The 26,836-nt window shown below is 73.9% G+C and carries 23 protein-coding genes; 13 read left to right on the top strand and 10 right to left on the bottom strand.

Going from position 1 to position 26,836, the window contains the following annotated elements; all coding sequences use genetic code 11:
- Positions 1–50 precede the first annotated feature (50 nt).
- Both ABD284_RS13225 and ABD284_RS13220 read right to left on the bottom strand, forming a co-directional pair.
- Positions 51–1,166 (bottom strand): enolase C-terminal domain-like protein, encoded by a 1,116-nt coding sequence (locus ABD284_RS13225; RefSeq protein WP_344143203.1) that lies wholly within the window; start codon positions 1,164–1,166, stop codon positions 51–53.
- On the bottom strand, positions 1,163–4,282 hold the full coding sequence (locus ABD284_RS13220; RefSeq protein ID WP_344143202.1) for an FAD-binding and (Fe-S)-binding domain-containing protein: 3,120 nt from the start codon (positions 4,280–4,282) through the stop codon (positions 1,163–1,165). The genes ABD284_RS13225 and ABD284_RS13220 overlap by 4 nt, the downstream gene beginning before the upstream one ends.
- Positions 4,283–4,773: 491 nt before the next feature.
- Between ABD284_RS13220 and ABD284_RS13215 the strand changes: the two genes are divergently transcribed.
- From ABD284_RS13215 to ABD284_RS13195, 5 genes are all read left to right on the top strand, one after another.
- A complete protein-coding gene (locus tag ABD284_RS13215; RefSeq protein WP_344143201.1) occupies positions 4,774–5,805 on the top strand; it encodes a sigma-70 family RNA polymerase sigma factor in 1,032 nt (343 codons plus the stop codon).
- 104 nt (positions 5,806–5,909) lie between these two features.
- On the top strand, positions 5,910–6,356 hold the full coding sequence (locus tag ABD284_RS13210; RefSeq protein WP_344143200.1) for a DoxX family protein: 447 nt from the start codon (positions 5,910–5,912) through the stop codon (positions 6,354–6,356).
- 284 nt (positions 6,357–6,640) lie between these two features.
- Positions 6,641–6,844 (top strand): cold-shock protein, encoded by a 204-nt coding sequence (locus tag ABD284_RS13205; protein WP_311545090.1) that lies wholly within the window; start codon positions 6,641–6,643, stop codon positions 6,842–6,844.
- A gap of 152 nt (positions 6,845–6,996) precedes the next feature.
- A complete protein-coding gene (locus ABD284_RS13200; RefSeq protein ID WP_344143199.1) occupies positions 6,997–7,545 on the top strand; it encodes a GNAT family N-acetyltransferase in 549 nt (182 codons plus the stop codon).
- A 53-nt stretch (positions 7,546–7,598) separates the two neighbouring features.
- Positions 7,599–8,012 (top strand): ACT domain-containing protein, encoded by a 414-nt coding sequence (locus tag ABD284_RS13195; protein ID WP_344143198.1) that lies wholly within the window; start codon positions 7,599–7,601, stop codon positions 8,010–8,012.
- Positions 8,013–8,026: 14 nt separating this feature from the next.
- Here the strand turns inward: ABD284_RS13195 and ABD284_RS13190 are convergent, their stop codons facing one another.
- The 3 genes from ABD284_RS13190 to erm all read right to left on the bottom strand — a co-directional run bounded on the left by ABD284_RS13190 (position 8,027) and on the right by erm (position 12,908).
- On the bottom strand, positions 8,027–8,827 hold the full coding sequence (locus ABD284_RS13190; RefSeq protein ID WP_344143197.1) for an SWIM zinc finger family protein: 801 nt from the start codon (positions 8,825–8,827) through the stop codon (positions 8,027–8,029).
- On the bottom strand, positions 8,824–11,922 hold the full coding sequence (locus tag ABD284_RS13185) for an SNF2-related protein (protein WP_344143195.1): 3,099 nt from the start codon (positions 11,920–11,922) through the stop codon (positions 8,824–8,826). The genes ABD284_RS13190 and ABD284_RS13185 overlap by 4 nt, the downstream gene beginning before the upstream one ends.
- Positions 11,923–12,017: 95 nt before the next feature.
- The gene (erm, locus tag ABD284_RS13180; RefSeq protein ID WP_344143193.1) at positions 12,018–12,908 is read right to left on the bottom strand and encodes an ErmE/ErmH/ErmO/ErmR family 23S rRNA (adenine(2058)-N(6))-methyltransferase; all 891 of its coding nucleotides are present in this window, start codon (positions 12,906–12,908) and stop codon (positions 12,018–12,020) included.
- An 825-nt stretch (positions 12,909–13,733) separates the two neighbouring features.
- On the opposite strand from erm, the gene ABD284_RS13175 reads away from it, so the two are divergent.
- A complete protein-coding gene (locus ABD284_RS13175) occupies positions 13,734–14,036 on the top strand; it encodes a hypothetical protein (RefSeq protein WP_344143192.1) in 303 nt (100 codons plus the stop codon).
- Positions 14,037–14,043: 7 nt separating this feature from the next.
- On the opposite strand, the gene ABD284_RS13170 is transcribed toward ABD284_RS13175, so the two are convergent.
- Positions 14,044–15,246, bottom strand: a complete 1,203-nt coding sequence (locus tag ABD284_RS13170) for an erythromycin esterase family protein (RefSeq protein ID WP_344143191.1) — start codon at positions 15,244–15,246, stop codon at positions 14,044–14,046.
- A 57-nt stretch (positions 15,247–15,303) separates the two neighbouring features.
- On the opposite strand from ABD284_RS13170, the gene ABD284_RS13165 reads away from it, so the two are divergent.
- A complete protein-coding gene (locus ABD284_RS13165) occupies positions 15,304–16,035 on the top strand; it encodes a TioE family transcriptional regulator (protein WP_344143190.1) in 732 nt (243 codons plus the stop codon).
- Positions 16,036–16,338: 303 nt separating this feature from the next.
- Here ABD284_RS13165 and ABD284_RS13160 read toward each other — a convergent pair whose 3' ends face one another.
- A complete protein-coding gene (locus ABD284_RS13160) occupies positions 16,339–17,115 on the bottom strand; it encodes a nucleotidyltransferase domain-containing protein (RefSeq protein ID WP_344143188.1) in 777 nt (258 codons plus the stop codon).
- A 42-nt stretch (positions 17,116–17,157) separates the two neighbouring features.
- Between ABD284_RS13160 and ABD284_RS13155 the strand changes: the two genes are divergently transcribed.
- From ABD284_RS13155 to ABD284_RS13140, 4 genes are all read left to right on the top strand, one after another.
- Positions 17,158–17,913, top strand: a complete 756-nt coding sequence (locus tag ABD284_RS13155; protein ID WP_344143187.1) for a HipA family kinase — start codon at positions 17,158–17,160, stop codon at positions 17,911–17,913.
- Entirely contained in the window at positions 17,910–18,317 is a 408-nt protein-coding gene (locus ABD284_RS13150) for a DUF3037 domain-containing protein (RefSeq protein WP_344143186.1), read from the top strand. The genes ABD284_RS13155 and ABD284_RS13150 overlap by 4 nt, the downstream gene beginning before the upstream one ends.
- A gap of 399 nt (positions 18,318–18,716) precedes the next feature.
- Positions 18,717–19,952 carry a multidrug effflux MFS transporter gene (locus ABD284_RS13145; protein ID WP_344143270.1) on the top strand — a complete coding sequence of 412 codons (1,236 nt, stop codon included), beginning with the start codon at positions 18,717–18,719 and terminating at the stop codon, positions 19,950–19,952.
- Positions 19,953–20,157: 205 nt separating this feature from the next.
- A complete protein-coding gene (locus tag ABD284_RS13140; RefSeq protein ID WP_344143185.1) occupies positions 20,158–22,038 on the top strand; it encodes an AMP-binding protein in 1,881 nt (626 codons plus the stop codon).
- Positions 22,039–22,045: 7 nt separating this feature from the next.
- Here the strand turns inward: ABD284_RS13140 and ABD284_RS13135 are convergent, their stop codons facing one another.
- From ABD284_RS13135 to ABD284_RS13125, 3 genes are all read right to left on the bottom strand, one after another.
- Complete coding sequence (locus ABD284_RS13135) at positions 22,046–22,690, bottom strand: LuxR C-terminal-related transcriptional regulator (RefSeq protein ID WP_344143184.1); 645 nt, start codon at positions 22,688–22,690, stop codon at positions 22,046–22,048.
- A 10-nt stretch (positions 22,691–22,700) separates the two neighbouring features.
- Positions 22,701–23,999, bottom strand: a complete 1,299-nt coding sequence (locus ABD284_RS13130; protein ID WP_344143182.1) for a sensor histidine kinase — start codon at positions 23,997–23,999, stop codon at positions 22,701–22,703.
- 93 nt (positions 24,000–24,092) lie between these two features.
- Positions 24,093–25,055 carry a hypothetical protein gene (locus tag ABD284_RS13125; protein ID WP_344143181.1) on the bottom strand — a complete coding sequence of 321 codons (963 nt, stop codon included), beginning with the start codon at positions 25,053–25,055 and terminating at the stop codon, positions 24,093–24,095.
- Positions 25,056–25,528: 473 nt separating this feature from the next.
- Between ABD284_RS13125 and ABD284_RS13120 the strand changes: the two genes are divergently transcribed.
- Positions 25,529–25,972: an SMI1/KNR4 family protein gene (locus ABD284_RS13120; RefSeq protein ID WP_344143269.1), complete on the top strand. Its 444-nt coding sequence runs from the start codon at positions 25,529–25,531 to the stop codon at positions 25,970–25,972.
- A 149-nt stretch (positions 25,973–26,121) separates the two neighbouring features.
- Positions 26,122–26,808 carry a peptide deformylase gene (gene def, locus ABD284_RS13115; protein WP_344143180.1) on the top strand — a complete coding sequence of 229 codons (687 nt, stop codon included), beginning with the start codon at positions 26,122–26,124 and terminating at the stop codon, positions 26,806–26,808.
- Positions 26,809–26,836 lie beyond the last annotated feature (28 nt).

The raw sequence follows: 26,836 nt of genomic DNA, 5'->3' as shown, positions 1-26,836 counted from the left end.
TCAGTTAATCTACGGTGTAAAGGTGGGGAGTCGGCAGTCCGGTACGCCCCTCACGCGACGCGGTAGGGCTCGACATCGGCCTCACGCAGCTCGACACCGTGGCCCGGCCGCTGCGCATCCAGCGGCAGCATCCCCTCCCGCGGCGCGTCGGCGCCGTCGAAGAACATGCGCTCGATGCGCACGTGGTCATGGAACCACTCCACGTGCCGCAGCCGCGGCGCGGCCGCCGCCACGTGGCGGTGCAGGTAGGGGGCGCAGTGCGCGGAGTTGTCCAGGCCGTGGGCCGCCGCCACCGCGCACGCGCGCAGGAACTCCAGCACCCCGCCGCAGCGGGTGGCGTCGATCTGCAGGCAGTCCACCGCCTCGGCGGCGCACATGTCCTCGAAGTAGTCGACGGTACAGCCGTACTCTCCGGCCGTCACGTCCATCGCGACACCCTCGCGCACCTGCCGCAGCCCGCTGAGGTCGTCGGAGGAGACCGGCTCCTCCAGCCAGCGGACGCCGGCCGCGTCCAGCCCCCGCCCCACGCGGATCGCCTGCTTGGCGGTGTAGGCGCCGTTGGCGTCCACGAACAGCTCCGCGTCGTCGCCGACCGCGTCGCGGGCCAGCTCCACGCGGTGCAGATCGCGCCGCTCCCGCGTCCCCCACGACTCGCCGACCTTGATCTTGACCCGGGTGAAGCCCTCCTCGTGCACCCAGCCGCGCAGCTGCCGCCGCAGCTCGTCGTCGCCATAGGAGGTCAGCCCCCCGCTGCCGTACAGCGGGACCTCGTCGCGCATCGCGCCCAGCAGCCGGTGCAGGGGCAGCCCGAGCAGGCGCGCCTTCAGGTCCCACAGCGCCGTCTCGACGGCGGAGATCGCATAGCCCACCGCGCCGGGCCGCCCGGCGTTGCGCACCGACCGCACCATGGCCTCCAGGGTCGCGGGCACGTCCAGCACCGCGCGGCCGGCCACCACGCCGGCGAGCTGGTCGCGCACGATCCCGGCGCAGGCCGGCGGCCCGTAGGTCCAGCCGATCCCCTCGCGGCCGCCGCCCGTGGCGCGCACGACCACGATCGTGGTGGAATCCCAGGCCAGCGTGCCGTCGGCGGAGTGCCGGTCGGTGGGCACCGTGTAGGCCGCCGCACGTGCGCCGTCGATCGCCGGGTCGCCGTCCACCGGGCTCACGCTCCCGCCCCGGTCCGTCCGGAACCGGTGGCGAAGGCGCCGGAGGAGCCCGCGCGCACCGCCTCCTCGCGGATCGCGTCGATGTCGTAGGCGGGCGCCCGCCGCCGCTCGGTCATGCGCGGCGCCCCCGACTCCGGCAGTCGGCCCGGCGCGCCGCCGCGCAGCCCCATGTCCAGCGCCTGCGCCAGGTGCACGGCCTCGCGTCCGGTGCCCGCGTGCTCGATCTGCGTGCGGCAGCTGAACCCGTCGGCCAGCACCAGCGCCTCGGGGTCGGCTCCGCGCACCGCGGGCAGCAGCCCCTCCTCCGCGCAGGCCATCGACACCGCGTAGTGCCCGTCCTCGAAGCCGAAGTCGCCCGCCAGGCCGCAGCAGCCGGCGTCGGGCACGTCCACGTCGGCGCCGGCCCGCTCCAGCAGCTCCCGGTCCGCCGAGAAGCCCATGATCGCGTGCTGGTGGCAGTGCGGCTGGGCCAGCGCCGTGCGCTCCAGGCGCGGCGGCTCCCAGTCGGGGGCGTGGGCGTTCAGGAACTCGGCGAGCGTGAAGGTCTGCTCGCGCAGCCGCGCCACATCCTCGTCGTGCGGGAACATCTCGGGGGCGTCGGCGCGGAAGACCGCCGTGCAGGAGGGCTCCAGCGCCACGACGGGCACCCCGGCCCGCACGTCCTCGCGCAGCGCCGCGACGGTGCGCGAGACGACCCGCCGCGCCGTGTCCAGCTGCCCGGTGCTGATCAAGGTCAGTCCGCAGCACAGGGTGCGGCGCGGCATGCGCACCTCGAAACCGGCGCTCTCCAGCACGCGCACCGCCGCCGCGCCGACCTCCGGGTGGAAGTTGTCGGTGAACGTGTCGGGCCACAGGACCACCTCGCCGCGCGTCGCCGGCCCGGTGCGGCCGGCCCGGCGCCGCCGGCGCCTGCGGAAGGCGTCGCGCAGCCGCACCGGCGCGAACGCGGGGATCGGCCGGTCGGCGGCGATGCCGCCGATGCGCTTGGCCGGTTTCGTCAGCAGCGGCGCCGCACTGAGCGCGTTCACCGCCTCCGGGGCGGCCGAGGCGAGCCGCGCCCACAGCGGCAGCCAGCCCATCGAGTAGTGGGCGCCCGGGCGCAGGCGCCCGGAGTAGTGGTGGGACAGGAACTCCGCCTTGTAGGTGGCCATGTCCACGTCGACCGGGCAGTCGCTCTTGCACCCCTTGCACGCCAGGCACAGGTCCAGCGCGTCGTTCACCTCCGCGGACCGCCACCCGTCGGTGATCACGTCGCCGCGCAGCATGTCGTTGAGGATGCGGGCGCGCCCGCGGGTGGAGTGGGCCTCCTCGCGCGTCACCCGGTAGCTGGGGCACATCACCCCGCCGCTGTCCTGGCGGCAGGAGCCCACGCCCACGCACCGCAGCGTGGCGCGGTGGAAGTCGCCGTCGTCGTCGGGATAGCCGAAGTGCGTCGAGGGATGGTCGGGGGAGTAGGAGGCGCCCAGCCGCAGGTGCTCGTCGAGCCGGGCGGGCCGGTGCCCCTCGGGGCCCACCAGCTTGCCGGGGTTCATCCGGTCGCCGGGATCGAAGATCCGCTTCATCTCGGCGAAGGCCGGCATCAGCTCGGTGCCGAACATCCTCGGCCACAGCTCGCCGCGCGCCTGGCCGTCGCCGTGCTCGCCGGAGAACGAGCCCCCGTAGTGCGCCGCCAGGTCGGCGGCGCGCTCCACGAAGCCGCGGAAGTCGGCGATCCCGCGGGCGGTGGTCAGCTCGAAGGGGATGCGGGTGTGCAGGCAGCCGTGCCCGAAGTGGCCGTAGAACGACGAGCGCCGCGCGTAGCCGAACTCCTCCATCAGCGCGTGCAGGTCGCGCAGGTAGTCGCCGAAGCGCTCCGGCGGCACCGCCGAGTCCTCCCAGCCCGGCCAGGTGTCGTGCTCTCCCGGAACACGCGCCGTCGCGCCCAGGCCCCCTTCGCGCACCGACCACATCGCCGCGGCGGCGCCGGGCTCGTCGTAGATCTTCACCGCCGGCGCGTCGTCGGCGCCGGCCATCGCGCGCTCGAAGTCCTCGGCGCGCCGCCGCGACTCCGCGGCGGAGTCGCCGCCGAACTGCACCATCAGCCAGCCGGCGCCGTCGGGCAGCATGCCCAGCGCCTGCCCGTTCAGCTCCTCGCGGCGCTCGAAGGACACCAGCTTGTCGTCGATGCCCTCCAGCGCCATCGGCTCGAACTCCAGGACGCGCGGCACCGCGTCGGCGGCGGCGAACACGTCGCGGAACGCGCACATCACCAGCGTGCGCTCCGGCGGCTCGTGCGACAGGTGCAGCTGGGCGCGCAGCACGGTGGCCAGCGTGCCCTCCGAGCCCACCAGGGCGCGGGCCACGTCGAACCCGTTCTCCGGCAGCAGCGAGTCGAGGCCGTAGCCCGACACCCGGCGCGGGATGTCGGGGAAGCGGCGCCGGATCGCCTGGCCGTGGCGCTGCGCGAGCTCCCGAAGCTCGCGGTGGATCTCGGCGCGCCGGCCGCCCTCGGCCTGGATGCGCTCGTACTCCGCGTCGCTCGTGGGCCCCACCCACATCCGGCAGCCGTCGTAGGTGAGGATCTCCAGTCGGCGGATGTTGGCCGAGGTCTTGCCGTAGGCCTGGGCCGTCGACCCGCAGGAGTCGTTGCCGATCATGCCGCCGAGGGTGCAGCGGTCGTGGGTGGAGGGCTGCGGTCCGAAGATCACCCCGCCCTGCTCGCGCGTGCGCGCGTTGAGGTCGTCGAGGACGATCCCGGGCTCGACGGTGGCGGTGCCGCCTTCCAGGTCGACCTCCAGCAGGCGGTTGCAGTACTTGGACCAGTCGAGGACCACCGCTGTGTTGCAGCACTGGCCCGCCAGGCTGGTGCCCCCGCCGCGGGAGAGCAGCGGCGCGCCGTGTTCGCGGCACACGGCGACCGCCTCGATGCCCGCCTCCACGCTGCGCGGGACGACAGCGCCGATGGGGATCTGGCGGTAGTTGGAGGCGTCGGTGGCGTAGATCGAGCGGGTGCCGTGGTCGAACCGGACCTCGCCGTCCACGCGGTCGACCAGGTCCTTGCGCAGCGCCTCGGCGTCGACGGGCGCCGCGGTCTCGGAGCGGTCGGCTCGGGCGGCTTCGGTGTCGTGCGCGGTCACCAGGTCCCCTCTCCGCTGGGCCGCCGCTGCCGGCACCGCGGCGACCGCCGGGCGGTGGCACGCGCACCGGCGGCCGCCGGACGTGCTCGATTCGGCGGAGCCGCGCGGCCGCGCACTGCGTCGGGCGGGCCGCGGGCTCCCACGAACGCGGCTGACCGCAGCGGGGCGCGGCAAACACCCCGCCCGCGGCGACCGCGGCAGCGGAGCGCTCCCGGGAGTCCAAAGAAATCTACGGTGTAAAGGTCGTTGTTTCGGTAAGCCTTTCACCAATGCCCCTACCGCTCCTGCGGCACCGGGCGACGGCATCCGCCGCACCTGCGGGCGTTGCGCACTCGACCGGGTCCGCGGGGACCGCCGCGAGGGCGCATCCTCCGCTCTTGTCACACCCCCCGGCTAGCGTGAGGATGGTGATAATCACAGCGGAGACCGCGCGGCCCACCGCCTGCGCCGGCGGTGACCTGCGTGTTCGGCTCTCTCCAAGGGACCAGTAAATGAGCGATCTCGCCGCCACACCAGAGCAGGACTCCGCTGCGGCCCCCGCTGCGGGGGGTGAGGACATCGAGCTGAAGCTCGAGTCCTACCGCGTCGAACTCACCGGCTACTGCTACCGGATGCTCGGTTCCGCGTTCGAGGCCGAGGACGCCGTCCAGGAGGCGATGGTGCGCGCCTGGCGCAGCATCGACCGCTTCGAGGGGCGCTCATCGCTGCGGTCGTGGCTCTACCGCATCGCCACCAACACCTGCCTGGACATCCTCAACGGCCGTTCGCGCCGCGCGCGGCCGATGGACATGGGGCCCGCCCAGGGCACCGACGCCGTGCTGGGGCCCGTCTACCCCGAGAACACCTGGGTCGAGCCGTTCCCCGACCACCGCGCGCTTCCCGCCCTCGACGACCCCGCCGAGCAGGTGGCGCTACGCGACTCGGTGCGGCTGGCGTTCGTGGCGGCGCTCCAGCACCTGGCCCCGCGCCAGAGGGCGGTGCTGATCCTGCGCGAGGTCCTGGCCTGGCGCGCCCAGGAGGTCGCCGACCTGCTCGACACCACGGTCGCCTCGGTCAACAGCGCACTGCAGCGCGCGCGGGCCACCATGGCCGCGGTCGGCGACGCCGACACCACCGACCCGCTGCGGCCCGACGACAGCGCCCAGCAGGCGCTGCTGAAGCGCTACGTCGACGCCTTCGAGCACTACGACCTCGACGCGCTGGCGTCGCTGCTGCGCGAGGACGCCGCCATGTCGATGCCGCCCTACGCGCTGTGGTTGCGCGGCACCCGCGCCATCGCCGCCTGGATGACCGGGCCCGGCCACGGCTGCCGCGGCTCCCGGCTCGTCCCGGTCTCCGCGAACGGCACGGGTGCCTTCGGCCAGTACCGGCCCGGCGGCCCCGGCGGGACCTTCGAGCCGTGGGCGCTGCAGGTCATCGAGACCTCGGGCGAGAGCATCGTGGGCATCACCAACTACCTCGACACCGAGCGGATGTTCCCGCTGTTCGGCCTGCCCGACCACCTCGGCCCGCAGCCGGCCTGATCTCCGCGTCCGCCGCCCGCGCCGATTCGGGGCTCCGGCGGCGATGACTCCGGCGGGCCCCGGCGGTCTACCCCTGCGACGACCCGCCCAGCCAGGAGGTCCCCATGTCCGAGCCGGTCCGCACTCCGCCGGGGTCCGAGCCCCGTGCCGCCACCGCCCGCCCGCGCCGCGCGGTGCACATCGCGCTGTGGGTGCTGCAGGTCCTCACCGGCCTGTTCTTCATCTTCGCCAGCGCCGTGCCCAAGCTCACCGCGTCGCCCTACGCCCTTGACATCTTCGAGGACATGGGGTCCGGTGCCTGGCTGATGTACACGATCGGCGTCCTGGAGCTCGCCGGCGGGATCGCCCTGATGGTCCCGGTCCTGGCCGCGCTCGCCGGCCTGTGCTTCATCGGGCTGATGATCGGCGCGTTCATCGTCCAGCTGACCTACATGGGCGGCGAGAACGCCGCCACCCCCGTGATCCTCGGCGTCATCGTCGGCCTCATCGCGTGGGGACGGTGGAGCGGCCTCGGCGACCTCGCCCGGCTGGTGAGCGGTCGGCGCCGCTGAGGCCGCGGGGCCGGCCACCGGAGCGGATACGCGCTCCCCGGGGCGGCAGCGGCGCCACGGCCGCCGCTGCCGCCCCCCGCGTGACACAGCACACTCCCCACACCCCCCGGCCGGGTGCTAACCTGGGTTTCGGGTTGCAGCAGTCTTGATTTCGCATGATCCACGTACGATCGCCCGCGGAGTTTTTGACCAGCGGGCGTTTTTCATTCCAGAGAAAGGTTCGCGGCACCCCCAGACGCCGCAGGGTGCGGGTCTGGACCGATCTCGGAATGGAGAGATCCGCCATGGCGCAGGGAACCGTCAAGTGGTTCAACAGCGAAAAGGGCTTCGGCTTCATCCAGCAGGACGCCGGCGGCCCGGACGTCTTCGTCCACTACAGCAACATCGCGGGCAACGGCTTCCGCAACCTTGAGGAGAACCAGCGCGTCGAGTTCGACGTCACGCAGAGCCCCAAGGGTCCGCAGGCCGAGAACGTCCAGGGCCTCTGAGTCCTGGCGGCATAAGCACGCGGCCGGGGGCCGCGCCGGGCGACCGGCGCGGCCCCCGCTTCGTGTCCGGGCCCTTCTGCGAACGGCCCCGCGCCCGCCGCCATGGCGCGGCGCACGGTAGTACTGGGACGGTCTTGGCTAGCATGCCCGATATGACCCCGAGCCTTGAGGTGCACACCGAGCGGTTGACGATCCGCGACTGGAGCACCGACGACGCCGAAGCGGCCCTGCGGATCTACGGCGCAGAAGAGGTCGCACGCTGGCTGACACCGGAGATGCGCACCGTCCGCGACACCGAGGCGATGCGCTCGGTGCTGCACGCCTGGGTCGAGGCCCAGCCCAACCTCGTTCCGCCGGCCGGCCGCTGGGCGATCGTGCGCAGCAGCGACGGCGACCTGATCGGCGGCCTCTCGCTGCGCCTGCTGCCGCCCTTCGAAGAGGACTTCGAGCTCAACTGGCAGCTGCGCCCCGACGCGTGGGGCAACGGCTACGCCACCGAGGCCGGCCGCGCCGCCGTCCAGTGGGCCTTCGGCCAGGGCGTCGAGGAGCTGTTCGCGGTGGCGCGCCCCAAGAACACCCGCGCCATCGCCACGGCGCGCCGGCTGGGCATGGAATGGGTCGGCGAGACCGAGAAGTACTACAACACCCGGCTGCAGGCGTTCCGGATCCGCCCCGCCGACACCCCCGACCGGTCGCGCTGAACCGCCCGCCCCCGCCCGGGCGGCGCCGCCCGGCCCCACGCAGAGGAAGCCGCATGCCCGCCCCCGCCCACGAACGCGACCTCGGCCGCATGCTGGCCGGCCTGGAGCCGCGGCTGCGGCCCGGTACCTACGTCTTCGCCCGCGCCGAAGCCCTGCCCCGCGGGCTGCGTCCGGCGGTCACCGTCGCCGAGGACGAAGGGCTGACCGTGGTCTGCACCCGTGCCGAGGCCGAGGCCGCCGGGCTCGAGTACGGCTTCGCCGCCGCCTGGATCACGCTGCTCGTGCATTCGACGCTGGACGCGGTCGGTTTGACCAGCGCGGTCTCGGCGGCGCTCGCCGAGGCCGGCCTGGCCTGCAACGTGGTCGCCGGCTACCACCACGACCACCTGTTCGTGGCGGCCGGGCAGGGGGAGCGGGCCGTCGAGGTGCTGCAGACGCTCTCGGCCGCCGCGGGCACCGCCGACTGACCGAGGCGGGGGCCTCAAAGCCCGCCGCGCGCGCGGGCCATGCGCTCGTACAGCGGCGCGAGCAGCGCCGCCAGGTCGTCGGCGCCGCCGCCTCCACCGGTGCCGTCCTCGGCCGCCGGCGGCGGTTCGGCCAGGTCGGCAGCGGGCCGCGCGGGGTCCGGCCGCGGCGGCTCCGGCAGCGCCGGAGCGCGCCAGAAGTCCCCGGGCCCCCGGAGGGGGTGCGGGTCGCGCACGCCCGGCGGGTCGGGTTCGGCGCAGGCCGCCGCCGGGTCCTCGGCAAGGACCGGGGTGCGGGCGTGGCGCCGCAGCTCCGCGAGCAGCTCACCGCGCGGCCGCCCCAGCCACTCCACCAGCAGCAGCGGGTCCGCCGCCAGTGTCTCGGCCAGGGCGAAGAGCGCGGCCGCGGCGTGTTTGCACGGGTGCCCCCAGTCGGGGCACGAGCAGCTCAGCACCAGATCGTCCAGGCCGCCCGGCAGCATCCGCAGTCCCATGACGCCGAAGACCCGCTCCAGCTCCTGCGGGAAGGCGCCCGCCAGCAGCGCGGCGCGGAAGACCGGCTGGGTGCCCAGCGCTTCGGCCAGCGCCGCCCACTCTCCGGAGTCCAGCACGGGGGTGATGACACTGACCCGGTAGGGCCGCGCCCGCGATCCTTGAACCCGCGCCGTGGCCTCGCCCGGCCGCACCGCGACCGCCGACACCGCGCCCCGGGCGGCGTAGCCGCGGCCGCGCTCGACGCGGCCCGGGTCGCCGTCGCGCTCCACCGCCCCGCGCAGGCGGTGGGCCACCCACTCCGCGCGTCCCCGCCCCGCGGTCACGGCCCCACCGCCTCGGGCGCCAGCCGCACGACCTCGCGCAGCCGAGCGGTGGAGAGGTCGCCGAGCCAGTCCTCGCCGGTGCCCACCGCCGTGGCGGCCAGCCGCCGCTTGCGCTCGATCATCTCGTCGATCCGCTCCTCCAGGGTGCCCACGCATACGAGCTTGCGGACCTGCACGTCGCGGCGCTGGCCGATGCGGAAGGCGCGGTCGGTCGCCTGGTCCTCCACCGCGGGGTTCCACCACCGGTCGATGTGCAGCACGTGGTTGGCGGCGGTGAGGTTCAGCCCGGTGCCGGCGGCCTTCAGCGACAGCAGCAGCACGAGCGGCCGCGGGCTCGTCTGGAACCGGTGGGTGATCTCCTCGCGCTCGGCGCGCGCGGTGCCGCCGTGCAGCCACAGCACCTCGCAGCCCAGGCACTCGGCCAGGTACGGAGCCAGCCGCGCGCCCAGCGCGGTGTACTGGGTGAAGCACAGCGCCTTGTCGCCCGCGGCCAGCGCGTGCTCCAAGAGCTCCCGCAGGCGCTCCAGCTTGCCCGAGCGCCCGGCCAGCGCCGAGCCGTCGCCGAGGAACTGGGCGGGGTGGTTGCAGACCTGCTTCAGCCGCGCCATCGCCGCCAGCACCACGCCCTTGCGCCGGATGCCCTCGGCGTCGGCCAGGCGCTCGGTCATGTCGTCCACGGCGGCCTGGTAGAGGCTGGCCTGCTCGGGGGTCAGGGTGCACCAGGCGCGGCTCTCCAGCTTCTCGGGCAGATCGGAGATGATCGCCTTGTCGGTCTTGAGCCGGCGCAGGATGAAGGGGCCGGTGATGCGGCGCAGGTGCGCCGCGCTGTCGCCGCCGGCGTCCGGCTCCGCGGCGCCGTCGGCGGCCGCCGCGGCCCGCTCCACCTGGGAAGCGATGCCGTCGCGGAACGCCTGCTGCGAGCCGAGCAGGCCCGGGTTGGCGAACTCCATCACCGACCACAGCTCGTCCAGGTTGTTCTCGACCGGGGTGCCCGTCAGGGCGATGCGCGTGCGCGCCGGCAGTTGCCGCACCGCCGCGGCCTGGCGCGTGCCGGAGTTCTTCAGCGCCTGGGCCTCGTCGCAGACCACCCGGTGCCAGGGCATGGCGGCGAGCTCGTCGGCGTCGCGCAGCACCGTCCCGTAGGTGGTCACCACCAGGTCGGCAGTGCCCGCGGCCCGGGCCAGCGCGTTGCCGTGCAGGCGAGCGGGGCCGTGGTGGACGTGCACCGCCAGCGCGGGGGCGAACCCGGCGCTCTCCCGCTGCCAGTTGCCCACCAGCGACACCGGGCAGACCAGCAGCGTCGGACCGGGGCGCTCGGCCGCTCCGGCACGGCGCTCGTCGGCCAGCACGGCCAGGAGCTGCACGGTCTTGCCCAGCCCCATGTCGTCGGCCAGCACCGCACCCAGGCCCAGCTCGCCGAGGAAGCGCAGCCACGCCGCGCCGCGGCTCTGGTAAGGGCGCAGCTTGCCCGTGAAGCCCTCGGGCGGCTCCAGCGGCGCCATACGGGAGTCGGTTCCGGCGCTGAGCAGCTCGCCCAGGGCGCCGTCGGCGTCGACGTCGGCCACCGGCAGCGGGGCGGCGGTCGGCGACACGAGCAGGCGCAGCGCCTCCTCACGGCGCATGGTGCCGCTGCCGCGCCGGCGCAGGTAGGCCAGCGCGGTGCGCAGGTGGGCGGGATCGACCTCGACCCAGCGTCCGCGCAGCCGCACCAGGGGCTGCTTGAGCCGGGCGAGCTCGGCGAGCTCGGCGGTGTCGACGGGCTCGCCGTCGCAGACGGCCTCCAGGGAGAAGTCCAGCAGGTCGGAGGCGCCGATTCCGCCCCCTCCGGGGCGTTCGCGAGCGGTCAGGTGCAGTGCGAGGGAGGTGCGGCCCGACCACGCGGGCAGCACCACGGCGAACCCGGCGGCGCTCAGCCGCGGGGCGGTGTCGCGGATGAAGGCGTACGCCCGGCCGGTGTCCAGGGTCAGCGCGGCCGGCGCCGGTTCGGTCAGGACCTCGCGCAGCGCGGGGTAGAGGCGTGCGGCCCGGTCGAGGTCGGCCAGCATGTCCGACTCGACGCCGAGCGGCAGGCGGTCGGCGCCCTCGCCCAGCCACAGCGCCGCGAGGGAGACCTGCAGGCTGGGGTCGGCGCCGGACTGCACCCAGAACTCGACCCGCCACTCCTCGCGGCCCGCCGCGCTCGCTCGGTCCTCGGGATCGGGCTCGACCAGGCGGAACACCAGCCGGGCCGCGGCGGCCTCGCGCTGGGCCGCGGTGTGCCAGGCGCTCAGCCGGGCGGCCAGGCGGCGGTCGGCGGTGTCGCCGCCGGGCCGCAACCGGGCGTCGTCGCCGGTGAGCGCGGCGGTCAGCCGGTGGCCTCCCTGCTCGGCCGGTCCCGCCAACCGGGAGCGGGCCCGGGCGTCCAGCAGGTCGCCCAGGGCCCGGTAGACGGCGGTGCGCGCCGGCTGGGCGTCGTCGGCGGCCGACGGCGGCAGCGCCGCCACCAGTGCGGCGAAGTGCTCGGTGTCCGCCTCGGTGAGCACCGGCCGCCAGAGCGCCCGCGGCGGTTCGCCCACCAGGCGCGGCAGCAGCCGGCCGGCGTCCAGCAGCCGTTCCGCGAAGGCGTCGACGGCGGCGAGGTGGGCCGGGCCCGGGCCGGCGGCGACCGCGTCGCCGCCGCTCGGCACGCCGCCCGCCGGGGCCGAGCGCAGGGCCGCGAGCAGCGGGGGTGCGTGCGCGGCGGGCAACTGCAGCCAGGGCACCCGCCAGGTGCCCCACCTTGCGGCCTCGTCCGCGTCCGCGTCGTCGGCGCCGGGCGGGGGAGTGGGCCGCCCGTGCGTGCCCGACGCCGTGGAGCGCAGGGGAGCGCCGTCCGATGCGGGCAAGTGCAGTTCCGCCGTACCGGTGTCGCAGTCGGCCGCCGCGGCGCCGCCGGCGAGCGCGGCCGCGGCCGCGAGCAGCCGCTCCGCCGATGCGGCGAAAGGGTGGTCGGGTGCCGGGGACGCGGGGCGGGGCCCGGCGGCGGGGGAGGGGAGGGCGCCGTCCTCGGCCCAGAGCACGGCACCGGCCCGGCGGCCGGGCGCCGCGGTCCGCCACCGGCCATGCAGGATCAGCACGCCCGCCCCTCCTTACGCGTCTCGGCACCGCAGACGTTACCGCCCGGGTGCGACGGGCCCGGCGAGCCCGGCGGCGCACCGGGTCGGCCGCCGGCTCAGCGGGCGCCCGGGTGCGCCGCCCGTCCGTTCAGGCGCGTGTGCAGCAGGATCCACCCGTCGGGGGAGACCTCGGCGACCAGCGCCGAGCGCGCGACGCCGGCGGCCGAGAGCGCGGAGTCCACCCGCCGCGCGGGATGGGCGCGCAGCAGCGACGCCCGAAGGCTGCCCCCGACGCCGGAGAACCCCAGGTCCACCAGCTCCCGGTAGGATTCCAGCTCACTGCGCGGCACCAGCGGACGGGGACGGCGGACCAGCCGCAGGATCGCCGAGTCGACGCCGGGCACGGGCCGGAAGCGGTCGCGGGGCACGCGTCCGGCCGTGGACCAGGCGGTGAGGGGCCAGGTGTGCACGGTCAGCCGGCTCCAGCGCCCGAAGCCGCCGGTGCGCTTGCGCGCGTACTCCAGTTGGGTGATCAGCGTGGCCGAGACGAGGGCGGGCCGCCCGGTGTCGCTGCCGGAGGCGGCCGGGAACCCGGACGCCGCCAAACACCAGCGCACGATGCCGGCCGTGGCGGAGTAGGGGATGTTGCCCACCACGTGGAACGGCTCCCGGGGCGCTCGGGCGCGGCGGAAGTCGGTCGGGACGACGCGCACGGTCGAGGCGAACCGCAAGCGCAGCGCTTCGGCCAGGCGCGGATCGATCTCGTAGGCGGTGAGCCGGCCGCAGGCCGGCGCAAGGTACCGGGTCAGCATGCCCTCTCCGGCGCCGACCTCGACGACGTCGTCGCCGGGGCCGACACCGGATGCGCGCACCACGCGGCGGGCGACGCCGGTGTCGATGAGGAAGTTCTGCGAGTAGGCGCGGCGGCGCTGCCGCGCGGGGACGGGGCCGGTGCCGCGGCGCGGGCCGTCGGTGCCGGCCGGTCGCACGTGCCGGTTTCGTGCCATGGGGCGTTCCGCTCCAGCCGGCCCGGGGGGCCGGCGGACGGGACGGGCGGCGGGCACAGCACGGAACGGCCGCACGGCGGCGGCGAGCGCGGGGGCCGGGCCGCCCGTCCGATGGAGATCAGGACAGGTGGCGGGCCCCGGACCGGGATGCGGAGAAGGCGCGCGGACGCGCCGGCGCGGCGCGCTGTCAGCGCGGCGGCGAAGGGCTCGGCGGTCGTTCAGCCGAGCGTGTGTGTCGACCGGTCCGGGGACGCGGACCGGCGGGGACGGCGCACGAGCAGCGCCGCGGACCACCGGACCGTGCTCCGGCGGTCGACGATGGCGTGGAAGGCTCCCATAGTGCGTATGAGGCTATGCGCGGGCTCAGGCGCGGCGCAACGGGTTTTCACAGAAGTAATCTACGTTGTAAAGGTGGGTGTAGAGGAAGCCAACCCCAGGTGAGCTCACCACAACGCGGCATGCCACCCCCTGCGACTGCGACCCACCCCAACTCGCTCAGGCTCCCGGCTTTGACCGTGCCTGCGGAACCGCGCGGCATCGCGGAAGACCCCCCCAGCCGGCCGGGGCGCCGGCGGGTGCAGCCTCCCGCTCGCCCGAGCGGCCCGGTGGTACGGAGCGGCGACGCTGCTTAGGGCGCTGTTGACGGCTCTGTCCGTTGCGGGCGGCGCACTCGGGTGCGCCCCGCGCCCGGGGCGCGAAGCGCCGCTTCTCCGCCGCGGGGCGGCGATGAGGACCGCTGCTGCTCCGCACGGCCGGGGAAGGAGCCGGGGCGGGGCCCCTGCCGACGGACGAGGACGCGCCCGGCCCGACCGGGTGCCGGCCGATATGGCCTACTCCTCCCGGGGCATCCGCGCCTGCCTGCGGCGCGGGAGGATCCCCGCGACCATCGCCGAACCCGCCGACCGGCGGGCCCACCGCAAGGCCCGGGAACCGGCCGGCGGCCGTCCGCCCGCCTTCGACGCCCGGGCCGAGCGGGACCGCCACGCGGTGGAGTGCGGCGCGGGGCCGCTCAAACAGGTCCCCGCGGTGGCCACGCGCTACGACGAGCTCGCCCTGCGCTACGAGGCCGCGGTCCAGAGCGCCGTGATCGACACATGGCTGCGCGGCCTCCCAACGGCACCTCCTTGAACAGGGCCTAACTCCGCGGGACGTCCTTGACGAACACGATCCCGTCGTTGCCGTCGAGATGGGCGGGGTCGACGGGGAAGTAGCCGTAGTAGGGGGACACGCGGCGAGCGGGCCGCGTGTAGCCGAGGGTGGCCGCCAGCCGGGCGGCGCCGAGGACGCAGTGGTCCCCCGGGAGCGCGTACAGGAGGCCTTCGACGGTGTCCGGCGGCGGGGTCTCGACCCCCTGGTGCCGGATCGTGCCGAGCGCCGTGGCCAGGAAGGCGTACTCCTCGCCGAGGCGGGCGCTCACGAGCGCGCCGGCGCTCCACCACTCCAGCGGCAGGCCGCCCATCCGCATCGCGCTCTTGTTCCGCTGGAGATGGAGGTTGTGGGCGTGGACGAGGGTCGGGCCCCGTTCGGCGGCGGCCAGGAGGTTGTCGGCCATGATCCGGTCGCGCAGGCCCACCAGCCGCGTCATGCGGCCCGGTGAGGTGTCGGCCATCCACGCGTGGTAGCGCAGCAGGCCGGTCGCGGTGCGCGCGTACAGGCGCGCCCGCTCCCACGCGTCCCGCGATGTCGCCGAGATCAGGTGCGGCGTCTGCTCGCCGAGCAGGGCCGCGAGGTCGTCTGCGAGCAGACGCAGCCGTTCGGCCTCGGCCGAGCGCCCCGCGGACCGGGCCGGGTCCGTCATCGCGGCGGTGTCACACCACTGGTCGTCGGTGCCGAGCAGGCGGCCGAGCGTTTCCGCCGTGCAGGGGAGCAGATCCGCGTCCACCCGGGCTGCGAGGTAGCCGTGGAGTGCGGTGAGGGCCTGACGGGGGCTCGCGGCGCCGCTGATCTCCAGCGGACCGTCGAAACCGGCGAAGCGCAGGCGCTCGGATGCGGGCCGGCCGTCGTTGTAGGCGCGCATCCAGCCCACGAGTTCGCGGTTGGCCGCGGAGGCGCCGAACCCGTGGCTGAATCCGCGCTCCATGGCCTCGTCGAGGGTGCCGACGCCCGAGGCGACGTAGTCGTCCACGACCAGGCCCTTCATGCAGTCGCTCTCGAGCGCGATCGTCCGGTAGCCCTCCTCCTCGACGAGCTGTCGGAAGAGGCCGTTGCGCATGTCGAGGAGGGTGTCCTCGCCGTGGGTGGGCTCGCCCAGCGCGAGCAGCCGCGGCCGGGCCGCAAGCTGCGCCATCACGGCGGACGCCTCGACGGCAGGTGCGGTGTCTTTGGAGCAATCAACCATACCTCAACGGTATCGTTGAACTTTCGGTTGAAACTTTATCGCGACACTGGCAGGACGATGGCGAAAAACCTTCAAAACGCAGATCGACTCAGGCCGGTCGACCTGGCGCGCGGGCACGGTCTGTCCACGCAGGCGGTCCGCAACTACGAGCAGGACGGCATCCTTCCGGCCGCCGCTCGCACGCCCAGCGGCTACCGCGTCTACACCCCGTTGCACGCCCAGGCCCTGCGCGCGTTCCTGGCCCTGGTGCCCGGCCACGGCCACCAGGCGGCGGCGTCGATCATGCGGGCGGTGAACGAGAGTGCGGCCGATGAGGCGTTCCGCCTTCTCGACGAGAGCCACGCCCGACTGCTCGAGGACCGCCGGACCCTCCAGGCCGTGGAGAGCGCCCTGCGCGACCTGGAGCCCGGCGCGGCGGGCGGGCCCCGTGCGGTCTCCGGGTCGGGCGGCACGTTCATCGGGCCGCTGGCGGGCAGCCTCGGCATCCGGCCCGCCACGCTGCGCCAGTGGGAGCGCGCCGGTCTGGTGCGCCCGCGCCGCGACCCGCTGACCGGCTACCGCGTCTACGACGAGGGCGACGTACGCGACGCGCGGCTGGTCCGCCAGCTGAGGAGGGGCGACTACCTGCTGGAGCAGATCGCCCCGCTGATCGAGCAGGTGCGGTCGGCCGGCGGGCTTGAGCCGCTGGAGGCCACGCTGCACGACTGGCACCGCCGGCTGTCCGACCGCGGGCGGGCGATGCTCACCGGGGCGGCCCAACTGGAGGAGTACCTGCGCCGGCGCGGTTGAGATCCCGGGCGCGCCGGGCGAGGGGACCGGCTGCGCAGGCGGAGCGCAGGGGAGTGGGGGAGGCGGCGACGACCTCGCGGTGCGCGCGGGACGGACCGATTCCGGGAGCGGATCCGTCGGTACGCGGGCGACCCGCGCCAGGCCGTTGCGGTCTCGAATAAATCTACGTTGTAAAGGTGCCTATTTTTTTAATGAAGAAGCGTCGCAAACACTAACGAGCGGCTACGCCGCACCCGCTATTGGGACGTGAAGCGCAGCCGCTCCCCGCCGTGCCGAGCGGCTTCGCGCGGCACGCCTCCCGTGTCAGCCGTCGGTCGCTTCGGTGACCGCCTTCTCCAGAAGCTGGTTGGTGGCGTCGACGGCCGCCATGAGGGTGGCGGGCTCGGTGTCGAGCCCGGCGAGGACGTCGTCGGCGTGGCGCAGGCCGGCGCGTTCGAGCAGCCGCTTCTCGTTGGTGACCCAGGTGGCGCGGGCGGCCATCACCGCGTGGGCGGCCTGGGTCGCCGCGGTGGCGACGGCCCCGGCGGTGCCGGTGAGGTTGCCGCGCTGGGCGTAGGCGCTGCGTCCGTAGGCGAGCTCGAACTTCGCCTGGGTCCACCAGCGCTCCGGGGCCAGGCGGCGCAGTTCCTCGGGGAACTCCGGGCGGGGCAGCTCTCCGTGCAGGACTTCGTCGAGGGCGAGTTCGGCGACGACGAGGTAGGTGGGGATCCCGGCGCGGTGGAAGGGCAGGAGCTCGACGTCGAACCGTCCCTTGCGGGCCTCGGCGATGCGGTATTCGACGTCGTCGAGGTCGCGGAAGTGGATGTCGACGCTTCGTCCGTCGATCTCCAGCCAGGCGCCGCCGTTGAACACGCCGCCTCCCCAGCCGCCGATCTCGGAGACCTCGCCCGGCCAGCCGACGGCGCGCAGGTCCTCGGGGTCGAAGCGGTGGCGGTAGTAGACGGCGAAGTCCCAGTCGCTGTCGGTGGTGTGGGTTCCGGTGGCGCGGGAGCCGCCGAGTGCGACGGCCTGGACTCCGTTGATTCCGGCCAGGGTGTGGGAGACGTGCTCGCTGAATTCGGTGTCGTCGCTGAGCCGCATGCGTGAAACGGTATCGCGGTCGCCTCCTCGTATGCTGACGGGGTGCTAGAGGAGATTTCGGCGACGCGGTATGTCCTTCCGCTTCGGGAGGGCGGTTCGCTTCCCGGGCTGGTGGAGGCGGACGACTGCGGTATGTACGTGGTGAAGTTCGTGGGGGCGGGGCAGGGCCGCAAGTCGCTGGTCTCCGAGGTGATCGCGGGGGAGTTGGCGCGGACGTTGGGGCTGCCGGTGCCGGTGCTGGCCCTGGTTCGGGTGGATGCGGTGATCGGGCGCAGTGAGCCCGATCCCGAGGTTCAGGAGTTGTTGAAGGCCAGTGACGGTTTGAATCTGGGAATGGACTTCCTGCCGGGTGCTGTGGGCTTCGATCCGCTGGTGTTCGAGGTGGATCCGGGGTTCGCGGGCCGGGTGCTGTGGTTCGACGCACTGGTGGGGAACGTGGATCGGACGTGGCGGAATCCGAACATGCTGGTGTGGCACGGGAGGCCGTACCTGATCGATCACGGTGCGACGCTGATCTTCCATCACAACTGGCGCGGCGCGGAGCGGGCGGTGTCGCGGTCCTATGACGCGGATGATCACGTGATGCTGCCGGTGGAGCCGGATCTCGCGGCGGCGGACGCGGAGTTGGCGCCGTTGGTCACGGAGGAGTCGTTGCGTGGGGTTGCGGATTTGGTTCCGGACGACTGGTTGGTGGATGAGCCGGGATTCGGTTCGGCTGCGGAGGTGCGGGACGCGTATGTGGCTCATCTGCTGGCGCGGGCCGGTGAGCGTTCGTGGCTGCCGGAGGTGCGGCGGTGAGCGGCGGGGCGTCGGGCGTGCTGGTGGATCGGGATGTGTTCGAGTACGCGCTGGTGCGTGTGGTTCCGCGCTTGGAGCGGGGTGAGCAGGTCAATGCCGGGGTGATCGTGTACTGCCGTGCGCGGCGGTTCTTGGGTGCGCGGTGCGTGCTGGACGAGGAGCGGTTGCGGGCGCTGGATCCGGGTGTGGACGTGACGGGTGTGGCGCGGGCGCTGGAGGCGGTGGAGCTGGTGTGCCGGGGCGGTGCGGGTGCCGGGCCGGCGCGGGACGAGGACTCGGGGCGGCGGTTCCGGTGGTTGACGGCGCCGCGGAGCACGATCGTGCAGCCGGGGGCGATCCATACGGGGTTGACGCGTGATCCGGCGGGTGAGCTGGAGCGGTTGGTGGGGCGGCTGGTGCTGTGAGGCGCGGTGCGCGGTGTTCGCGCGTGGGGGCGGTGGTGCGGCTGCTCAGGCGCTGGTGTGTGCGTTGAGGTGGTCGCTGTCGGTGCGCAGGAGGCGGCGGCGCCGGTTCCGTAGGGCGGCGGGGTCGGTGGGGCGAGTGGGTTGGTGTGGGCGGGGCGGTCCGTGCGTGCTTTTAGTTATGCTAACTAAGCGGTCTGGGTGAGGGAGTTCACGCCGGATCGCCGTGCGGGGTGTGCGGTGGGGGGATGCGCCGGGGGCGGGCCCGGCGTTGGTTTTTGTGGTGGCGTGTCGGTGCGGTGCCGCGATATGACTCGGTAGGTGGTCGGGTCGTCGGATGGGTTGGAGGGTTGTCTGGTGTCGCAGAGCCGGTTATCCGCGGAGCCGAAGTCGGCGGGGTGGCTGCGCCGGGAGCCGGGGCCTCTACCGCGGCGGTCGTTCGCGCTGCTGGTGCTGGTGCTGGGCACTCTGACGGCGACGGGGCCGCTGGCGACCGACCTGTACCTGCCGGCGTTTCCCGATATCGCGGCGGATCTGAACGCGCCGCAGGCGCAGATCCAGTTGACGCTGACGGCGATCATGCTGGGGTTGTCGCTGGGTCAGCTGGTGATCGGGCCGCTGAGCGATGCTGTGGGGCGGCGCCGGCCGCTGCTGATCGGGTTCGCGCTGTTCACGCTCGCGTCGTTCGCGTGTGCTCTGGTGCCGTCGGTGCCGGTGCTGGTGGCGTTGCGGTTCGTGCAGGGGGTGGCGGGGGCTTCGGGTGCGGTGATCGCGCGTGCGGTGGTGCGCGACGTGTTCGAGGGTGACGAGGCCGCGCGGTTCTTCTCGCGGCTGATGCTGGTGACGGGTCTGGCTCCGCTGCTGGGGCCGGTGCTGGGTGCGCAGTTGCTGCGGTTCGGGCCGTGGCAGGTGAGTTTCGTGCTGCTGGGTGCGGTGTCGCTGGTGAGCCTGGTGGTGGTGTTCTTCGCGCTGCCGGAGACGCTGCCGCGGTCGGTGCGGCGGCCGTTCGGGGCGGTGCCGCTGGCGCGGACGGTGTGGTCGCTGGTGCGTGACGTGCGGTTCGTGGGTCCGGCGCTGACGCTGGGGCTTGTGTTCGCGATGATGTTCACCTATGTGTCGTCGTTCTCGTTCGTGTCGCAGAGCCGGTTCGGGGCGTCGCAGCAGGCGTTCGCGCTGATGTTCGCGGTCAACACTGCGGGGTTGATGCTCGGGACGCAGGTGAACGGGTTTCTGATCGGCCGGGTGGATACGTCGCGGCGGCTGGCGGCGGGGTTGTGCGGTGCGCTGGCGGCGGTGGGGGTGCTGGGTGCGCTGGCGCTGGGCGGGGTGTCGGGCCCGTGGGCGCTGGTGGCGCTGACGTCGGTGTTCTTCGTGATGATGTTCAGTGTGGGGTTCGTGATGCCCAATGCGACGATGCTGGCGATCTCGTCGCAGTCGTCGGCGGTGGCGGGTACGGCTTCGGCGCTGATGGGTTCGCTGCAGTTCGCGTTGGGCGGGGGGTTGTCGTCGTTGGCGGGGTGGACGGCTTCGGGTGAGGCGAGTCTGGCGAGCATGGCGGTGGTGATGGGGTCGGTGGGGCTGCTGGCCGGCGGGGTGTTCGCGGTGTCGGCCCGGTGGGCGGTGCGATCTGCGTCCTGAGGTGGGATGACGCGGTGATTGGGGGCCTCGGTCGGTAGTCGGCCGGGGCCTCTTCGTGTGCGCGGGGCATGGTAGCGGAGGGCGGGTGGGGGGACGGGTTGCCGTGAGGTGAGGGTTGCGTGCACAGTAGGGCACGCTCGCGCGAGGCGCGCACGCTCGGGGCGGTGTCGCCGGTTCCCCCACCGGCTGTGAGGAGTGGTCGTTGATGGCGGGGTCGTCGGATGGTGCTGTCGGGCGGGTGCGGCTGCGCGGTCTGGGTGACGTGCCGTACCACTGGGCTGATGGTCCCGGGCGCGACGAGGTCCTGCTGGGGTTGGACGCTGAGGGTTCGGCGTGGAGTGCGTTGTCGAGCCGGGAGTTCTCGTCGCAGGTGGGGGCGGTGGCCAAGGGCCTGATCGGGGTCGGTGTCGGTGCGGGCGACCGGGTCGTGGTGGTGGCGCGCCCGGGGGTGGAGTGCGCGCTGGTGGTGCTGGCGACCTGGGTGGTGCGGGCCGTGGTGGTGTGTGTGCCGCCGCAGGTGTCGCGGGAGCGGTTGTCGTATGTGCTGCGTGACTGCGATCCGGCGGCGGTGGTGCTGGAGGACGGTGTCCATGCGGATGCGGTGGGGGTGCTGGGGCGTGAGCTGACGGATCTGGTGCGGGTGTGGCGGTTGGATGAGGGCGGTCTGGAGGGGATCGCGCGTCCGGGCGCGTACATGGATTCCACGGCGGTGCGGTTCAGGCGTGAGGAGCAGTCGGGGTCGGATGTGGCGGCTCTGGTGTATCCGATGAGCACGGCGCTGCGTGTGCGGGGTGTGGTGTTGACGCACGGCGGTGTGCTGGCTGCGGCGGAGTCGCTGGTGGAGCGGTTCGCTTCGGCGGGGGAGGGCCGGCGCCGGGATGACGGCGGTGCGGGCCGGGTGCTGATGGAGCTGGGGTTGTGGGAGCCGGGGGCGCTTGCGGGTGTGGTGGCGTGTGCGCTGGTGCGTGCGCCGGTGGGGTTCGTGGGGCGGGGTCCGCGGATGCGCCGGCAGATGCGGGAGTTCGCGCCGCGGGTGCTGGTGTGTCGGCCGTGGTTGATGGAGCGGGTGATGGCGGCGGTGCGGTCGTCGGCTCCGCCGAACGGCTGGGACCAGGTGGACCGGTTCAAGGTGGCGGTGGATCTGGCGGTGGAGTTCGACCGGGCGCAGCGCAAGGGTGCGTTGCGGCGGGTGTCGCGTGCGATGTACGAGTGGGTGTACGGCCGGGTGCGTGAGGCGTTGGGCGGGCACGTGCGGCTGGTGGTGTGTGCGGGCGGGCTGTCGGAGGAGCTGGACGGGTTCTTCAACGGTGCGGGGGTGCCGCTGGTGCAGGTGTGGGGGGTTCCGGAGGTCGGTGGGGTCGCGGCGGCGGGGTCGCCGGAGCATCGGCGTGCGGGGACGGCGGGCCGGGCGCTGGCCGGGGTGTCGGTGCAGCCGTCGGGTGAGGGGGAGTTGTGTGTGCGGGGTCCGCAGTTGTTCGCGGGCTATTGGGGTGATGAGCAGGCGGGGCGGTCTGCGGTGTGGGAGGGGTGGCTGGCCTCGGGTGCGGCCGGCGATCTGGACGATGCGGGGTTTGTGGTGGTGGGTCGGCGGTTGCGGGCGCAGGCGACGTATGAGCGGGTGCGGGCGCGTGAGGCGGCGGTTCCGGCGGTGTCGGCCGGGGGCGGGGCCGGGGCCGAGGTGGATTATGTGGGGGTGTGGGAGCAGCGGGCGTGTGCGCATCCGCTGGTGTCGCAGGCGATGGTGGTCTGGCAGGGGCGGCCGTATGCGAGTGCGCTGGTGACGTTGGCGGCCGACCAGGCGGAGTACTGGCGGTTGGTGAACAACCGGCCGTTGTCGATGACGCGGGCGGAGTTGGCGGCCGATGCGGATCTGGGGGCGGAGGTCCGGTCGGCGGTGGTGGCGGCCAATCAGGCGGTGCCGGTGGAGTGGGCGGTGCGGGCCTTCCATGTGCTGGCCGAGGAGTTCACGGCGTCGGGGGGCCTGGTGTTGGGCGATGGGAGTCTGCGGCGCGATGCGGTGCTGCGGGCGTTCGCCGAGGAGATCGAGGGGCTGTACCGCAGTCGTGAGGCGCCGCGGGGCGAGTGAGCGCCCGTCACTGGTTGAGGTAGGCGAGCACGGCGCGGACGCGGCGGCTGTCGTCGGTGGAGGGCGGCAGGTCGAGTTTGGTGAAGATGCTGTTGATGTGCTTGCTGACGGCTTTTTCGGTGATGAAGAGCCGGCCGGCGATGGCGGAGTTGGAGCGGCCTTCGGCCATTTCGGCGAGGACTTCGCGTTCGCGTGCGGTGAGTTGGGCCAGGGGGCTGGCGTCGGTGTGTTTGGCCAGGAGTTGGGAGATGACGGCGGGGTCCATGGCGGTGCCGCCGGCGGCGACGCGGTTGATGGCGTCGAGGAACTGGCCGATGTCGAAGACCCGGTCTTTGAGGAGGTAGCCGACGGCGCCGCGGTCGTCGGAGAGCAGTTCGCGGGCGTAGAGCTGCTCGACGTGCTGGGAGAGCACGAGGATGGGCAGGCCGGGCAGGCTTTGGCGGGCGCTGATGGCGGCTTGGAGGCCTTCGTCGGTGAAGGTGGGGGGTAGGCGCACGTCGACGACGGCGACGTCGGGCCGGTGTTCGGTGAGGGCTTTGTGCAGGTCGGGCCCGTTGTCGACGGCGGCGAGGACGGTGCAGTCGTGTGCTTCGAGCAGGCGGATGAGTCCGTCGCGGAGCAGGGCGAGGTCTTCGGCGATGACGACGCGCACGGCGGGGTCCTTACTGGTGCGGGTGGGGGAGGTCGGGGTCGGCGGTCCGGGCGGGTTTGGGGGTGTCGTGGTCGAGTGAGCACGGCAGTTCCATGGTGGCGATGGTGGGGCCGCCGGTGGGGCTGGTGGTGTTCATGGTGCCATCGAATGCGGCGAGGCGGCGGCGGATGCCGGTGAGGCCGGTTCCGGCTCGGGGGTCGAGGCCGCCGCGGCCGTCGTCGCCGACGGTGATGACGAGGCGGTCGTGGCCGTGGTTGATGCGGACCCAGGCGCGGGTGGCGGCGGCGTGTTTGGCGGTGTTGGTGAGGAGTTCGGCGACGGCGAAGTAGGCGGCGGACTCGACGGGGCCGGGGGGTCGTCCGGGCAGGTCTATGTCGACGGTGACGGGGATGTGGTGGGTGAGGGCGAGGGCGCGGACGGCGCCGTCGAGTCCGCGTTCGACGAGGACGGGCGGGTGGATGCCGCGGACGAGGTCGCGGAGTTCGGTGAGGGCTTGGCGGGTGGTTTCGCGGGCTTCGGTGAGCAGGGTCTGGGCGGTGCGGGGGTCGTGGGTGAGCATCTCTTCGGCGAGGCTCAGGCTCATGCCGAGGGCGACGAGGCGGGCTTGGGCGCCGTCGTGGAGGTCGCGTTCGATGCGGCGGACTTCGGAGGCCTGGGCGTCGATGGTGTGGGCGCGGCTGGTGGCGAGGTGGGCGACGCGGGCGGTGAGGCGGTCGTGTTCGGTGGGGGCGAGCAGGCGGCGGTTGAGGCGGGCGTAGGTGTGGATGGCGGCGGGGGCGAGGAGGTAGGCGAGGGTGAGCAGGAGGGCGCCGGTGATCAGGGAGGGCCAGGCTTCGGCTTGGGTGGTGACGGGTTGGAGGGCGTAGATGCCGGGGTTGTAGCGCCAGGTGTAGGTGTGGGCGAGGGCGAGGACGCCGTGGGTGAGGAGGACGGCGGGCAGGGCGGCGAGGGCGAGGCCGGCGGTGCTGTTGGCGGCGAGCCAGATGTAGTCGCGGCGGGTGGCGGGGTCGGTGAGCAGGGTGCTGACCTGGGTGCTCAGGCGGGTGTCGGGCAGGGGCCGGTAGGCGGGGGCGGGGACGGCGCCGTTGGTGAGCAGGTGGGCGAGGATGCGGCGGTGGGTGTGGGCGTGGCCGCGCAGCAGCCGGGTGAGGGCGGCCAGGAGGGGCACGCCGACCCAGATGGCGCAGAGGGCGGCGGCGGCCAGGCTCAGGGCCAGCAGCAGGACCCCGGCTGCGGCGTGTGCGGTGAGCAGCGGTGACCACACCAGCAGGGTGAAGCGGGTGTGGGGCCGGTAGTGGGGTCGGGCCATGGCGGGTCCTTCGGGGCGGTGCGGTGGCGGGTGGGGCCTCCGTTCCATTGTGGCGTGCGGCGGGTGCGGGCGTCGGTGGTGTGTGGGTGGGTGTCAGGGCCAGCGCATGTCGGAGGCGTAGGGCAGCCGGGGGGTGGGTGCGGTGGGGTGGTCGTCGAGGGCGTCGCGCAGCTGTGTCCAGGCGTCGCGGGGGGTGTTGTGGGTGCGGGCGCAGCCGCCGCGCTGGGTGCAGGCGGTGTGTTGGGACAGGGCGCCGGCGGCGCGCAGGGGCTGGTCGCGGTGGCGGAGGCCCCAGGCGGAGACGTGGGCCCATTGGCGGGCCTGGATGCCGTCGGTGCGGTAGATCTGGGGCAGGGCGTGGACGGTGGGGGCGGCGCCGGTGGCGAGGTGGTGGATGTCGTCGAGGGTCCAGCCGTTGTTGCAGGCGGTGGTGCTTTGGCCGGGGGTGGGGCAGCCGCCGGCGGAGTTGGCGGCGTAGAGGCGGCGGTCGGTGGTGGCGGTGTAGGCGTCGACCCAGGCGCGGGCCCAGGCGGGGCTGGACCAGGAGGGTTCGGCGTCGACGGCGCCGGTGACGGTGACGTCGGCGGTGTCGGCGCGGTCGGCGGCGGCGTCGACGATGCGGGCCCATTGGCGGCCGGCGCGGCGGCCGGTGATGCCGCCGTCGTCCTTGTTGTTGACGCCGAGGGCGAGGTGGGCGGTGGTGCCGGAGTCGTTGCAGCGGGTGAAGCCGGCGGCGTAGGCGGCGGCGATGTCGATGGTGTCGCCGGCGGGGATGCGGGGGGTGGTGGTGTGGGCGGTGGTGCCGGGGTGGCGGAGCCGGTCGGGGTGTTCCTGGGTGCCGAGGAAGAGGATGCGCAGGCCGTTCTGGCCGGTTGCGGCGGCCGCGCAGCCGGCGTCGTCGGCGTAGGCGGTGTCGCGGGGGGTGCCGGTGGCGGTGATGTAGTGGCTGGTGGTGTGGCCGGGGTAGTCGGGTCGGGCGTGGGCGGCGGTGGGTGTGGCGGCGAGGGTGAGTGCGGTGGCGGCGGTGAGGGCGCGCAGGGCGTGTGTGGTGGGCACGGGCTCTCCTGGCTGGTCGCGGGCCTTGTTGGGCCCATTGAGCCGCGTGGTGGGGTGGTAGGGCACGCACCTGCGAAGACGGGCGTTTTCGGGACGATCTCGGGTGATGCGGTCGGATGGGTGCGGGGTGGGGCGGAGGCCGGGCCGGACATGCGAGCGCCCCCGCGCCCGCCGGTGGGGCGGGGCGCGGGGGCGCCGGTGTGCTGGGTGCGGGAGCCGGTGCGGCGGTCGCCTCACGGCGCGGGGCACAACGCGGCTCCGAAAGTCCGTCCGGGTTCGGCGCGTGCGGCGCCGAGCGGACGCGGTATTCCGCGAAGGCGTTGTATGGAGCCCGGGGGACACTTTCTACCGCACCGGCTCCCGCGGTGGGTGTAACGGCGGTGGGGTGGGGCGATATTCCGGCGGGGCGGGATCGCGGGGACGAATCGGGGGACTCGCGGGCTCCGGTTTCCCGTGCAATGCCGCAACCTGTGATGATTCTGGGTGTGTGGCGTGAACTGATCGTTGAGCTGTACCCGATGGCCGAGCCGGCCGCGCCGGCGGACGCGGCGACCGTCGCCCTGATCGAGAAGGAGTTGGGGCTGCCGGTGCCGTTCGAGCTGGCGTCGTTGTTCGCCGAGTGCGACGGGGTGTCCAACGAGTACGGCGACGCTGTGGTGTGGCCGGCGCAGCGGGTGGTGGAGGACAACCTGGCGATGCGGGCCGAGCCGGACTATGTGGAGCTGTATGCGCCGTTCCACGATCTGGTGTTCTTCGGTGACAGCGACATGGGGCCGCAGTTCGCGTGGGTGCACACCGACTACGGGCCGGGGATCGTGGTGTGGGACCACGAGACGGACCGTCGGCGGCTGGTGGCGGTGTCGCTGCGGGACTACCTGGTGCGGTGTTTGGGCGAGGGCGGCGGCTGGTGGCGGTGAGGCGGACCCGCTGAGCTGGGGCGTTGGGCCCTGGGGCGGTGCGGTGGTGACTCGGTCGGTCTGACCTGCGACTTTGTGCTATTTTGCGTGCGTTGCCCCGGTGGGTGCGGGGTGTGTGTCCGCCACAGCAGGAAAGAGCGAGTCCAGCGATGTCTGAGTCCTCGGCCGCGCAGCGCGACGGCGACCGGGCGCGGGTGCGCCTGCAGGGAGCGCCCGTGGAGTCCTATCCGGAGTTGGCGCCGGAGGCGCTGCGGGGCCGGGTGCGCGACATCACCGAGGTGGGGGCCGAGGTGCTGCACCGGCCGTGCCGGTGGGTCGGTGACGCCGAGTTCGCCACGCCCGCGCTGGCGGCGCTGATCGACGACATGTTCGCGTCGATGTATGCGGCCGAGGGTGTGGGGTTGGCGGCGAACCAGGTGGGGGTGGACCTGCGGGTGTTCGTCTACGACTGCCCCGACGACGACGGGGTGCGCCATGTGGGCCACGTGTGCAACCCGGTGGCGGCCGAGCGCGAGGCCGAGGGCGGGGTGCTGGCGCTGGAGGACGAGGGGTGCCTGTCGGTGCCGGGTCCCCATGCGGAGCTGGCCCGGCCCGAGTACGCGCTGGTGCGCGGGTTCGACCGCGAGGGCCGGCCGGTGGAGATCGCCGGCAGCGGCTACTTCGCGCGGTGCCTGCAGCACGAGACCGACCACACTGTGGGGCGGTTGTACATCGACCGGTTGGCCAAGCGCACGCGGCGCAAGGTGCTGCGGCGGATGGAGGAGATGCGCGCGGAGGTGCTGGAGCGGCGCCGGGCCAACGCCGAGCGGCTGGCGGCGGGCGGCGCGGGCTCCTAGGCGGCGCCCGGGCGCGGCCGGGTCCGGG

The organism is Streptomonospora arabica (genome assembly GCF_039531585.1).
Lineage (GTDB): Bacteria > Actinomycetota > Actinomycetes > Streptosporangiales > Streptosporangiaceae > Streptomonospora > Streptomonospora halophila.
The sequence above is the reverse complement of the archived record's forward strand: the minus strand, read 5'-3'. Positions and strand labels throughout refer to the sequence as shown.